General features: G+C 51.4%; 13 protein-coding genes. 8 read left to right on the top strand and 5 right to left on the bottom strand.

Annotated features, from left to right (window positions below; all coding sequences use genetic code 11):
- Nucleotides 1–4: 4 nt before the first annotated feature.
- From AC07N2_RS09185 to AC07N2_RS09215, 7 genes are all read left to right on the top strand, one after another.
- Complete coding sequence (locus AC07N2_RS09185; protein ID WP_494778138.1) at nt 5–1,207, top strand: patatin-like phospholipase family protein; 1,203 nt, start codon at nt 5–7, stop codon at nt 1,205–1,207.
- Between the two features lie 98 nt (nt 1,208–1,305).
- Complete coding sequence (locus AC07N2_RS09190) at nt 1,306–1,710, top strand: guanyl-specific ribonuclease (protein WP_494777959.1); 405 nt, start codon at nt 1,306–1,308, stop codon at nt 1,708–1,710.
- 46 nt (nt 1,711–1,756) lie between these two features.
- Nucleotides 1,757–2,155 carry a barstar family protein gene (locus AC07N2_RS09195; protein ID WP_076593646.1) on the top strand — a complete coding sequence of 133 codons (399 nt, stop codon included), beginning with the start codon at nt 1,757–1,759 and terminating at the stop codon, nt 2,153–2,155.
- Nucleotides 2,156–2,336: 181 nt separating this feature from the next.
- A complete protein-coding gene (gene purN, locus AC07N2_RS09200; protein WP_494777960.1) occupies nt 2,337–2,945 on the top strand; it encodes a phosphoribosylglycinamide formyltransferase in 609 nt (202 codons plus the stop codon).
- Nucleotides 2,946–3,034: 89 nt separating this feature from the next.
- Nucleotides 3,035–4,291, top strand: a complete 1,257-nt coding sequence (locus tag AC07N2_RS09205) for an RsmB/NOP family class I SAM-dependent RNA methyltransferase (RefSeq protein ID WP_494777961.1) — start codon at nt 3,035–3,037, stop codon at nt 4,289–4,291.
- Nucleotides 4,292–5,656 carry a mechanosensitive ion channel family protein gene (locus tag AC07N2_RS09210; RefSeq protein WP_494777962.1) on the top strand — a complete coding sequence of 455 codons (1,365 nt, stop codon included), beginning with the start codon at nt 4,292–4,294 and terminating at the stop codon, nt 5,654–5,656.
- A gap of 107 nt (nt 5,657–5,763) precedes the next feature.
- Nucleotides 5,764–6,957: a DesA family fatty acid desaturase gene (locus AC07N2_RS09215; RefSeq protein ID WP_494777963.1), complete on the top strand. Its 1,194-nt coding sequence runs from the start codon at nt 5,764–5,766 to the stop codon at nt 6,955–6,957.
- Nucleotides 6,958–7,043: 86 nt separating this feature from the next.
- Here AC07N2_RS09215 and AC07N2_RS09220 read toward each other — a convergent pair whose 3' ends face one another.
- On the bottom strand, nt 7,044–8,018 hold the full coding sequence (locus tag AC07N2_RS09220; RefSeq protein ID WP_494777964.1) for a tripartite tricarboxylate transporter substrate binding protein: 975 nt from the start codon (nt 8,016–8,018) through the stop codon (nt 7,044–7,046).
- A 95-nt stretch (nt 8,019–8,113) separates the two neighbouring features.
- Here AC07N2_RS09220 and AC07N2_RS09225 point away from each other — a divergent pair, with 95 nt between their 5' ends.
- On the top strand, nt 8,114–9,040 hold the full coding sequence (locus AC07N2_RS09225) for a LysR family transcriptional regulator (RefSeq protein ID WP_494777965.1): 927 nt from the start codon (nt 8,114–8,116) through the stop codon (nt 9,038–9,040).
- A 250-nt stretch (nt 9,041–9,290) separates the two neighbouring features.
- On the opposite strand, the gene AC07N2_RS09230 is transcribed toward AC07N2_RS09225, so the two are convergent.
- The 4 genes from AC07N2_RS09230 to AC07N2_RS09245 all read right to left on the bottom strand — a co-directional run bounded on the left by AC07N2_RS09230 (nt 9,291) and on the right by AC07N2_RS09245 (nt 11,506).
- Nucleotides 9,291–9,572, bottom strand: a complete 282-nt coding sequence (locus AC07N2_RS09230) for a hypothetical protein (protein ID WP_494777966.1) — start codon at nt 9,570–9,572, stop codon at nt 9,291–9,293.
- A gap of 9 nt (nt 9,573–9,581) precedes the next feature.
- The gene (locus tag AC07N2_RS09235; RefSeq protein WP_494777967.1) at nt 9,582–10,163 is read right to left on the bottom strand and encodes a GNAT family N-acetyltransferase; all 582 of its coding nucleotides are present in this window, start codon (nt 10,161–10,163) and stop codon (nt 9,582–9,584) included.
- Between the two features lie 9 nt (nt 10,164–10,172).
- Complete coding sequence (locus AC07N2_RS09240; protein WP_494777968.1) at nt 10,173–10,643, bottom strand: NUDIX hydrolase; 471 nt, start codon at nt 10,641–10,643, stop codon at nt 10,173–10,175.
- 194 nt (nt 10,644–10,837) lie between these two features.
- Nucleotides 10,838–11,506 carry a GntR family transcriptional regulator gene (locus tag AC07N2_RS09245; protein WP_494778139.1) on the bottom strand — a complete coding sequence of 223 codons (669 nt, stop codon included), beginning with the start codon at nt 11,504–11,506 and terminating at the stop codon, nt 10,838–10,840.
- Nucleotides 11,507–11,509: the final 3 nt, after the last annotated feature.

The raw sequence follows: 11,509 nt of genomic DNA on the forward strand, positions 1-11,509 counted from the left end.
TGCTATACGAGATCAAAAGAAAATCGGTCTGGTGCTGACAGGTGGCGGCGCACGCGCTGCGTATCAAGTCGGCGTGCTGGAAACTGTTTCTACCATTCTGTGCGAAGCCGGTTGGGCACCTGAACGTAATCCCTACGATATTATTTGCGGCACTTCCGCCGGCGCGATCAATGCAACAGCGCTGGCATGTCATGCAGACGATTTTTGCGCCGGCTTGAAAAAGGTCGTGGATGTCTGGGAACACTTCACTGCCGAGCAGGTTTATCGTGCCGACTCATTAGGCGTGTTGCGTTCTGGTGCGAAGTGGTTGTCGCTGCTGTCCTTTGGATGGTTGCTGCGTAAATGGCGCGCGAATCCGCCGAACTCACTACTCGATAACACGCCGTTAGTCAGTTTGCTCAATCGGATGTTGAATCTGCCGCGTCTGGATGCGGCTCTGATGGATGGGAAATTGCATGCCTTGGCGGTAACGGCGTCTTCGTATACCGCTGGCAAGCACATGACCTTTTATCAAAGCGAAGCCGACATCGAACCTTGGATACGCACACAACGCGTAGCGATACGTGGTCAGATTGGTGTCGAACATTTGCTGGCATCGGCTTCAATCCCATTGATTTTTCCGGCGACACCTATTTTTTGCGAAGGGCGTCGCGAATTTTTTGGTGATGGTTCCATGCGCCAGTTGGCGCCGATTTCGCCGGCGATACATTTGGGCGCAGACAAAGTTCTCGTAATTGGTGCCGGACGCTTGCTGGAACCGGCGATAGATCAATCGGCCAATGCGCAATACCCAAGCTTGGCGCAAATACTCGGTCATGCGCTATCCAGTATTTTCCTCGACAGTATTGCCGGCGATATTGAGCGCTTGAATCGTATCAATCAAACCTTGTCGGTTCTCACCGATGAGCAAAAAACCAAAACGCCGTTGCGGCCGATAGAGATGTTGACGATTGCGCCATCCGAGCGACTGGACACAATCGCAAGCCGACACATCGGCAGCTTGCCGCGTCCGGTACGAATGTTGCTCTCAGGAATCGGCGCGGCTGAAGTGCGTGGCGCCGCTTTGGCATCGTATTTGCTGTTTGAAAAAAGCTACACCTGCGAATTAATCGAGCTGGGACGCAAAGACGCGTTGGCTCATAAAACCGAGATTCTTGCCTTTTTCTCAACACAGGAAACAGGTGTTGCAGAAAATGCGACGGTCTAAAGCGCGCGCCTGCGGCGTGTGACGGGCGTGTGAATTACGTGTTGATTCGGACAACACAACACGTTACTCTCAGGTATTGCGTTCGTCAGATCGATAGGATGCGCCAATTATTACTAGAAGGAATTTCGGTGAAAGTTAAATTTCTCACACGTTTTTTCCTGGTTTTCGCTACATTCTTACTTTCTTATAACGCTTTTGCATTCGATTCCGGCGGACTTCCGGTCATTTCGGTCGCCGAATTGCCGCGTGAAGCGCAGCAGACTATTGCGTTGATTCGCCAGGGTGGGCCTTTCCCTTACGAGAAAGATGGCTCCGTATTTGGGAATTATGAGAAGGTTTTGCCGCAGCAAAAGCGTGGGTATTATCGCGAATACACTGTAAAAACGCCGCGTGCCCGTAACCGGGGTGCCAAGCGAATTATTACAGGAGGCGAGCAAGCCAAGCCGCGCGAATATTATTACACCGCCGATCACTATAGAAGCTTCAAAAGAGTCATTGAGTGAGCGGGGTGTGTTTCCTTGATAATAAATTGCTGGAGATGAGGGATAAATGAGTTTGTTTAAAACCGTGCCGCTCAATGTAGTGCAGTCGATCCGGGCCTTCCGTGTCGCCGATTTGCAGGCCGAGGCCGCGCAGCTTGGGCAGCATTTCCTGTATGCACATTGCGCGCACGCGACTACTAAACAGCAGGTGTTGGCTGCAATTGCCGAGGCATTCCAGTTTCCCAAACATTTTGGCAAAAATTTCGATGCTTTGTCGGATTGCCTGACTAGTTTGGCGCATAAAGCAGGGCCTCAGCCTGGCTTCCTGGTGGTATTGGAACAATTACCGAATACGCCTAAATTCGATAAAGAAGCGCGCGAAACCTTGCTGGATGTATTCCGCGATGCTGCCGATTTTTGGGCCGACAAAAAGATCGCGTTCCGGGTGTTTTACTCTTTCCAGTAAATTGATCCTACGCAGCCGCTATGCGCATGGCGGCTGACTCAATTGCCCGTTTTTCAAGCAAATCTGCTCACGTCGTATCTGCATCACGCTCCCTGTCGGCATCCCGGTTTTGCGCTCATGCTTGCCGTCATCATCTGTTCACTTAAGTCTGATTAGGCCGCGGTACGGTACAATGCGCGCCATGAGAAGAATCGTCATTTTGATTTCCGGGCGCGGTAGTAACATGCGGGCCGTCATCCGTGCTGCGCAAAATGAGAAGTGGCCAGCACAGATTGCGGCCGTTATTAGCAACAAAGCGGATGCAACAGGTTTGGCTTATGCCGCCGAACATGGCATTCCCTGTGTTGCTATTTCGCATAAAGACTATCCGACACGCGAAGATTTCGATATTGCGTTACAAGGCAAGATTGACTCTTTTGCACCGGATTTAGTGGTTTTAGCCGGATTTATGCGGGTGTTAACGACGCCACTTGTTACGCATTATGCAGGTCGCATGCTGAATATCCATCCATCCTTGCTGCCTAGCTTTGTCGGTTTGGCAACGCACAGACAGGCTTTGGCTGCAGGTGTAAAGCTGCATGGTGCAACTGTGCATTTTGTGACGGCTGAATTGGATCATGGTCCTATCGTGGCGCAAGCAGCAGTGCCGGTGCTTGAGGACGATACGGAAGAAACATTGGCCGCACGCGTGCTTGAGCAAGAGCACATCATTTATCCACACGCGATACGCTGTTTTGTCGAGGGACGTTTATCCTTGGTCGATGGCGTCGTACGTATAAAACAAGATTAATTAAGTAAGATTAATCAAGATCAAGGCGAGCCGTCGGCTCGCTCATCAACAAGTCGTAGCAGACAAGAATATTTTATGAAGGAATGTGCATGAGATTGCCTCCAGCGATCATTAATAACACCGAAGAAGTATTGCGCGAGATTTTGCGCTTTACCGGTCCGGCTGACGGTACCTTGTCGCGCTATTTTCGCGATCATCCAAAACTGGGTTCACGTGAGCGTGGCGTAGTGGCTGAAGCTGTATACGGTTTGTTGCGTAATAAAGCGGTGTACACCAGCTTTGCCGAATCAGGCAATGGCCCGACGATGCGTCGTATGACTTTGCTTGGTTTGGCTGATGCAGTTGGCGTTGATGCGCTGGCCGGTTTGACCGAAGAAGAAACCGAATGGCTGAACCATGTGATGCAAATCGATCGCACCTTGTTGCCATCGCTGTTGCGTTCGAATATGCCGGAGTGGCTGTTTGAAAAACTGGTGGCACGTGATGGTGAAGCTGCCGCGCTTGAATTGGCGCATGCGGTGAACCAGCCAGCGCCGCTGGACTTGCGTGTGAATGCGATCAAGGCCACGCGTGAAGATGTTATCAAGGAATTGGCTGAAGCGCCGATTCTGTGCGAGCCGACACCATTCGCACCTTTGGGCATACGCATCATCAAGAAGCCAGCGCTGCAAAATCTGCCGTTGTTCAAGAACGGTTCGATCGAAGTGCAAGACGAAGGCAGTCAGTTGCTGTCGCAAATTGTTGGTGCCAAACGTGGTGAAATGGTGGTCGATTTTTGCGCGGGTGCAGGCGGCAAGACTTTGTCGCTGGGCGCTGCGATGCGCAACACAGGTCGTTTGTACGCATTCGATATTTCTGAAAAGCGTCTGGCCAAACTGAAGCCACGTCTGGCACGTAGCGGTTTGTCGAATGTGCATCCAGTACAGATCGCGCATGAAAACGATGCCAAGGTAAAACGTCTGGCCGGCAAGATCGATCGCGTACTGGTCGATGCACCTTGCAGCGGCTTGGGTACCTTGCGCCGCAATCCTGATGTGAAGTGGCGTCAGACGCCGCAATCGCTGGTAGAGTTGAACGAAAAGCAGGCATCGATTCTGGCTGGTGCAGCACGTTTGGTGAAAGCTGGCGGTCGTCTGGTTTATGCAACCTGCAGTATTCTGGATGAAGAAAATGAAGGCATCGTTGCGCAGTTCCTTGCTTCACGCGATGACTTTGTTTTGATTCCGATGAGCGAAGTGCTGGCTGAGCAAAAGATAGCTCTGGAAATGGATGCGTATCTGAAGCTGTCGCCTGCCTTGCATCACACCGATGGATTTTTCGCGGCGGTACTCGAACGTAAAAAATAAATGAAAGAAAACCTGCTCTCTACTCTCTGGGCTGATTTGTGGACGGATCTGGGTATCCCAGGTTTGCGTTGGCAGCTGTTCGCGCTGGTGCTGTGCTTCGTAGCGGGTTGGGGGATCGCACGCATGGTGCGTGGTGTGATTGCCTCAAAAGAGCCGCAAAAAAATGCTTTACGGCGTTTGGGAGTAGAGAGTTTTACGCGGGTATTGTGGCCCTTGCTGACATGGTTGCTGCTGGCGATCGCCAAAGCCATCCTTGAACGTTGGGATGGGGTAAATGGAGTCGATGTCTTACGTGTAGTGATGCCTTTGGTTGCATCGTTCGCACTGATACGAATCGCCTTCTATGTCATGCGTCGCGTCTTTGCGCGTGGGGGCAAAGTCAGCGCTTTCGTCCTCTTGTTTGAAAGAAGTTTCGCTACACTGGTCTGGATCGTGGTGGCGCTGCATATCACGGGTGTGCTGCCGGATCTGATCGAATTCCTCGACGACACCTTTGTCCCGCTGGGCAAGCATAAAGTCTCCATGATGACGATGCTGCAAGCTGTCGTCTCTGTCGGGGTCACTCTTCTTATTGCCCTGTGGGCCTCAGCCTTGATCGAAGAACGCTTGATGCGCCTCGACGGCATGCATTCGTCCATGCGTGCTGTGTTGTCGCGCATGAGTCGTGCCGTATTGATCCTGATTGCCTTGCTGGTCAGCCTGTCCATGGTCGGTATCGACCTGACTGTGCTTTCGGTATTTGGTGGCGCCTTGGGCGTAGGTCTGGGCCTGGGTCTGCAAAAAATTGCCAGCAGCTATGTGTCCGGCTTCATCATCCTGCTGGAACGCAGCATGACGATAGGCGATACGGTCACGATGGATAAATTCACCGGACGCGTGGCTGAGATCAATACCCGCTATACCGTGCTGCGCGGTGGTGATGGTAGTGACACCATCTTGCCGAATGATCTGTTTGTATCCAATGCCGTACAGAATTTGTCCTTGAGCGATACCATGGTGCAAATGACAACACGCATTTCCGTGGATTATCGAACTGATATCGATTTGGCATTGCGTTTGCTGGAAGAGGCCGCACTTAGTGTCGCAGGGGTTCGAAAAGGACCTGATCGTGTACCGAGCGCTACGATGGTGTCATTCGGCGCGGATGGTATTGATTTGCAACTGGGTTTTTGGGTAAATCAACTGGATGGGCGTGGTGGGGTTCTTTCTGATGTCAATCGTGCAATCTGGCGATCATTTCAGGCGAATGAGATCAATGTTCCGTTCCCGCAGCGTGAGATAAGGTTGATTGACGAACAATATCGCCCGATAAAAGAGCGTTTAAATACACCTGAAAATCCTGCAAAATCGGATATACGCCCTTAAAAAGGGTACAATCCGTTTCGGAAATTTGCCAGATATCCTCGTTTTTTTTTCAAAGCGACACCATGTAGGGGACACCATATATCTATGGCATTCATAATGGAGCCACAATGATTGACGCAGTACTTGATTTTCTATCAAACGGCCTGACTCGCGCTAGTGGTTGGGAAGTGTTCTTCTACGCGCTCGCCGTGACACACATCACGATTGCGGCCGTCACGATCTATTTGCATCGTTCCGCGACACATCGCGGCTTGGATTTGCATCCTATCCCTAGTCACTTTTTCCGTTTCTGGTTGTGGATGACCACTGGTATGGTCACCAAGGAATGGGTTGCGATTCACCGTAAACATCACGCTAAATGCGAAACCGAGGAAGATCCGCATAGCCCGGTAACCCGCGGTATCAAAAAAGTGTTTTTCGAAGGTGCCGAGTTGTATCGTACCGAATCGAAAAACATGGAAACCATGGAAAAGTATGGTTACGGCACGCCTGACGACTGGATGGAGCGCAATGTTTACACGCGCCACAGCGCGTTGGGTATCGTGCTGATGCTGTTCATCAACGTTGCGTTGTTCGGTGTGATCGGTATCTCGGTATGGGCATTGCAAATGGCCTGGATTCCTATTACTGCTGCCGGCATCATCAACGGCATTGGTCACTATTGGGGTTACCGCAATTACGAATGCAGTGATGCTGCAACCAACATCTTCCCTATCGGTATCCTGATCGGTGGCGAAGAGCTGCACAACAATCACCACACGTTTGGCACATCGGCCAAGCTGTCGTCGAAATGGTATGAGTTCGATATCGGCTGGATGTATATCCGCATACTGGAAACAGTCGGTCTGGCCAAGGTGAAGAAAGTTGCGCCGGAGCCAAAATTCGACCACAGCAAATTGCATCTCGATTTCGACACACTGCAATCAGTGATCGCGAATCGTTATGATGTGACAGCGAAATACGCCAAGTCCCTGAAAAAGACCTGGCATGATGAAATCGAACATCTGAAAGAAAAAGCGCAACTGGAATCAGGCTTCCTGCGTTCAGTCAAAAAACTCTTGCACCGTGAACCAGCCAAGTTGGAAGCACCGCATAAAGAGCAATTGACGGAATTGTTTGCACACAGCAAAGCACTGAAAACCATGCATGAAATGCGTGTTGAGCTTGGGGCGATCTGGGAACGTTCACACGCTAGCCGCGATCAACTGCTGCATCAGTTGCAAGATTGGTGTGCACGTGCAGAAGCGTCAGGTATTACGGCGCTGCGTGACTTCTCATTGCGTCTGCGCAGCTACGCTTAAGTCATATTAGTTTGTAATAAAAAAAGCCCGGTTCCCCGGGCTTTTTTTTTGTGCTGCGATATTGCGTTCACATATCGCAAACCTTTTTATTCAGCAGTGATGCCTTTGTCTTTGACCAACTTGGCCCAGCTGCTCAACTCTTTTGTCAGCTTGGCTTGTGCTTGCGCTGGTGTTGATGGCGCAGGATCAAAGCCTTCCTTGATCATGCGATCTTTCAATGCAGGTGTATTCAAGGCTTTGACCAGCGATGCATTTAATTTATCTATCAAAGGCTTGGGTGTCGCTGCCGGTGCGAAGACGATGAACCAGGTTTCAAAGCTGTAATTCGGCAGGCCGGATTCAGCAATGGTCGGAACGTTAGGCATCAACGGGGAACGATTAGGTCCGGTCACACCGATCGCGATCAATTTGCCTGCATTGACATGCGGCGCGGCTGCGGACAATACCGGGAAGCTCATATCAACTTGACCGGCGATGGTGTCGATCAAAGCAGGGCCGCCGCCTTTGTACGGAACGTGCACGATGTCGACATCGGCAACGGACTTGAAGAGTTCAGCTGACATGTGGAAGGTACTACCGGCACCGGCTGAACCGTAATTGTATTTGCCTGGATTCGCTTTAGCCTTGGCTAACAGTTCCTTGGTCGTGTGCGCCGGGAATTTGGTGTTGACGACCAGTACATGCTGCGAAGTTGCGACCATGCTGATAGGCGCTAGGTCCTTCAACGTGTCGTAAGGCATCTTCGGAAAAATGGATGGGTTGATCGCCAGCGATACCGTTTGTAATCCGATGGTGTAGCCATCCGGGTCAGCTTTGGCAACGACGTCCACACCGAGATTGCCGCCGGCACCTGCGCGGTTTTCTATGTAGAAGCTGCCACCCAGCGCTTTACCCCATTCGTCGGCAATGCGGCGCGCAACGATATCGGCGCTGCCGGCTGGTGCGTAGGGCACAATCAGACGTACAGGACGGGAAGGGTAGCTGTCTGCGATGGCTGACGATACGGCACACAGGCAGAAAGGCAGCATTGCCGCCGCAAGAATTGATGATCGCCGTTTCATACTTGTCTCCAATTTTTTATGAAGGCTCATCATATTCATAATTTACTGCCATATAATTTCCACCCATACAATTCATTCGGTCGCATAAGGCAATAATGGACACCATCTCCGATTTAGCTTTTTTCTCCTTGATCATGAAGCGAGGCAGTCTGGTTGCTGCTGCTCAGGAGCTGGGCGTCACGCCACCTTCAGTCAGCAAGCGTCTGGCTGCGCTGGAGACGCGCTTGCGCGTGCGTTTGTTGAATCGCACCACGCGACGCATCAGCCTGACACCGGAAGGGGAAACTTATCTGGCAGAAGGTGTGCGCATCATCAGCGATATGGAATCCCTGGAACAAAGAATTTCGGGCGGCAACATTATTCCCAAAGGCTTGCTGAAAATCAGCGCGACCTTCGGTTTTGGGCGACGTCACATCACGCCTCAGCTGTCTTTGTTTGCACGTGAATATCCGGAAGTGGAAGTGCAATTGCATCTGACCGATAGACCTATCAATTTGGTGGAGCAGGGCTTCGATGCGGTCATTCGTTTTGGTGAAATTCCCGATGCAAGACTGACTGCGCGGAAGATTGCCGATAACCGTCGTCTGGTATGTGCTTCTCCCGCTTATCTCAAACAGAACGGCATACCAGCTTCACCGCGCGATTTGCAAAGGCATAGTTGCATTCTGCTGCGTGAAAGTGACGAGATCTACGGTAGCTGGCATTTCCGTTCTGGTGCGCGGCAAGAGACGGTCAAGGTACGCGGTCCGCTAAGTGCCAACGATGGTGAGTGCGCAATCGCATGGGCGCTCGATGGACACGGCATCATCTTGCGCTCGGAATGGGACGTTGCTCCATTCTTGCGCTCAGGTCGTTTGCGCGTGTTACTGGAAGAGTGGGAGTTGCCACCGGCTGATGTGTATATCGTTTTCCCTACCAAGAATAATTTATCGGCGAAGACGCGTGCCTTGGTCGATTTCATGGTGAGTGCATTTACATCGCATCGCGCAGAAAAAGGAAAGACGCCTGCCGTGAATTGGTAGCGTGTTATCAGTAGCGTTCGATTGGACTATGCGGCTGGCTTCAACTCAAATGTGTCCGATCGACAGAGTGACGGTTGTTGAGGCGAGGTGTGAATAACTCATAAAGTTATCCCCGGTTTTTGTGCACAGGCTTGTGGATAACATCAGAGCAAGTGACTTATGTCCTTGATCAATAAGGGAATTAAATTTCTGCTCAAACTGAGTCAATGTGCGCGTCTGTAGCGCATGGTTCTGGCTCGCTTTTGAATGTTCAGGTGGATGATTTTGGACTGGGTTGTGGCTTTGTCCATTCGATGAGCCATCCTGTGGGCGCGATCCAGGCGGGCAAGTTTGTATCCTTGCTGCCTATTACGTTTGCCTGCAGCACGATCTTGAACGCATCCATGTCTGCAATTTCACCAATGGCTGGGTTCTCACAGGATGTCTGGAATAGTTGAAAAGTTTTTTGGCATTCATCGACCGAACCTATCTTGAGCAGATCGCCGATGCCGCCTTTTTGTTTGTCTGCTTCCCATGCAAATAATGCGTACATATCGTGCCTTTATTTCTTCTCGAGCCGTGTTGCCGGATTGTAGATGTCATCAGTAAAATTGGTTTGCATGACGATAGCATCTGCATCGTGTACTGCAATCGCTGCGAAAAAATCCTTCAAGCGAGTTACTTCCGTGTAGCCGCTGTCTTGATAAATCTTGTGTGCGCCTGACCACTCTGCGCTGAGTAGCAGAATCGATCCTGTTAGATGTGGCAGGCCTGCTTGCAGCATAGTTATCGATTGTTGAAAGAAGCGCTTACCCAAGCCTGAGCCGCGATATTCAGGCGAGACCGTCATCGATGAGATGTAAAGCGACTCGCCGTCTGCGTGGTGTGTATCTCTGATGTCATGTCCGAGTGCGAAGGCTGAGACATTCAGTGTCTCGCTGCTGTTCCACAGTTCGGAGCAGAGGTAGCCAATCGCATCGCCAGTATCGTTTGCCAGCACCAGAAAACCTTCAGGAAAATGGCGCATCCGTTCCAGCATGACGCTCTTGCTTTCCTGAATATCCTTGTGGAATCCGCCGTCTTCCAACGCCATGATTCTGTCTATATCGTCAGGCTGCGCGGAGCGAACGTTCAAATTATGCATATCGTATTGTTAGAGAGCGGATGGCTCTGATGTGTGTAATGCGCTGGCTTCCAACATCGTTATTAAATTCTCCGGCCATACTTGTTCTGTGGTCTGTTCCAGTTCGGCGCGCGACCACCAGCGATGGGCAGTCATGCATTCGACTTCGCTTGCGGTCCAGCCGCTTTTGGATACTTGTGTGTCGGCGACGCGGATGCGGAAGTAGCGCTCATCTTCGTTGACGTATTCGCCATTCGCCAATTGAAGAATCAATTGGCGTTGTCCGATTTGCGGGCCGACGTTGCTTACCTTGATGCCGGTTTCTTCCCAAAGCTCTCTGATGGCTGCGGCTTCAAATGTTTCATCACCTTCTACGCCGCCGCCCGGCGTTGCCCAGTAGCTTTTGCCGGCCAGCGCACCTGTGCGATGTTCGAAGTAAAACAGCAAGAGCCTGTCTTGCGGGTCGGTAATCAATAAGCGTGAGGCTGGTCGTTGGCGCACGGTTTCCCTGGTCGTAAAAATTGAATGTTCAATCAATTGAGGTGTGAGTCAGCGCGAGTCTGCTTGCGCTGCAGGCTGACGATCAAGGCAACTTGGTCAGCGTGATGTCTCCTGCTCGATCACGCGTCGCATGATCGTCCAGCATGAGAGTGTAATCCAGGCTACGTATTGTTTCAGTACTCGCCAGCTTACGGTTAATTCTTGCCGGCCAGTGCTGCCAGCGATGCAACCAGATCACTGAAGCGTTGCCCTTGAATCATGATGTGCTGGCGCAGCAGTTCGGCGGCACGCTCGCCTTTGCCTTCGATGATGGCATTCACTACAGCATCGTGTTCATCGAATGATACTTTCAGGCGGTCGCGTACGCGCAGTTGCAGGCGACGATACGGACGCAGGCGGCGTTGCAGGATGCGCGCTTGCTCGGCCAGAAAGGTGTTGTGGCTGCTGGTGTAAATCTGTTCGTGGAATTCTTCGTTTTTGTAAAAGTAAACATCCGTATCGGTGCTATCGCGTGCTTCCTTGCAGGCCAGATGTTTTGCCATCAGTACGGCGTGTTCTTCCAGACTCATGCGGCGCGCAGCAAGACGGGCACACATGGCCTCCAGTTCAGCCATGACTTCAAACATTTCTATCAATTGCTGTGGACCGATTTCGGCCACGATGGCGCTGCGTCTTGGACGCATCACGATGATGCCCATCGATGCCAACTGGATCAGGGCTTCCCGGATAGGTGTACGCGATACGCCGAATTTTTCGGCCAGCACCGTTTCATCGAGAGCTTGCCCAGGGCTGAGTTTGCCTACGGCAATCATCTCTTCGATCTGTTCGCGCAAGGTTTCAGATCTATTTTGTGAGGTGTCCATCAT

This window comes from Herminiimonas sp. GW821-FHT09C12 (assembly GCF_059416385.1).

What these genes read in the sequence shown, in the direction of transcription:
- AC07N2_RS09220 (WP_494777964.1), bottom strand. Translation starts at nt 8,018, where the DNA reads ATGAAACGGCGATCATCAATTCTTGCGGCGGCAATGCTGCCTTTCTGC.
- purN (WP_494777960.1), top strand. Translation starts at nt 2,337, where the DNA reads ATGAGAAGAATCGTCATTTTGATTTCCGGGCGCGGTAGTAACATGCGG.
- AC07N2_RS09245 (WP_494778139.1), bottom strand. Translation starts at nt 11,506, where the DNA reads ATGGACACCTCACAAAATAGATCTGAAACCTTGCGCGAACAGATCGAA.
- AC07N2_RS09210 (WP_494777962.1), top strand. Translation starts at nt 4,292, where the DNA reads ATGAAAGAAAACCTGCTCTCTACTCTCTGGGCTGATTTGTGGACGGAT.
- AC07N2_RS09195 (WP_076593646.1), top strand. Translation starts at nt 1,757, where the DNA reads ATGAGTTTGTTTAAAACCGTGCCGCTCAATGTAGTGCAGTCGATCCGG.
- AC07N2_RS09205 (WP_494777961.1), top strand. Translation starts at nt 3,035, where the DNA reads ATGAGATTGCCTCCAGCGATCATTAATAACACCGAAGAAGTATTGCGC.
- AC07N2_RS09215 (WP_494777963.1), top strand. Translation starts at nt 5,764, where the DNA reads ATGATTGACGCAGTACTTGATTTTCTATCAAACGGCCTGACTCGCGCT.
- AC07N2_RS09235 (WP_494777967.1), bottom strand. Translation starts at nt 10,163, where the DNA reads ATGCATAATTTGAACGTTCGCTCCGCGCAGCCTGACGATATAGACAGA.
- AC07N2_RS09225 (WP_494777965.1), top strand. Translation starts at nt 8,114, where the DNA reads ATGGACACCATCTCCGATTTAGCTTTTTTCTCCTTGATCATGAAGCGA.
- AC07N2_RS09190 (WP_494777959.1), top strand. Translation starts at nt 1,306, where the DNA reads ATGCGCCAATTATTACTAGAAGGAATTTCGGTGAAAGTTAAATTTCTC.
- AC07N2_RS09230 (WP_494777966.1), bottom strand. Translation starts at nt 9,572, where the DNA reads ATGTACGCATTATTTGCATGGGAAGCAGACAAACAAAAAGGCGGCATC.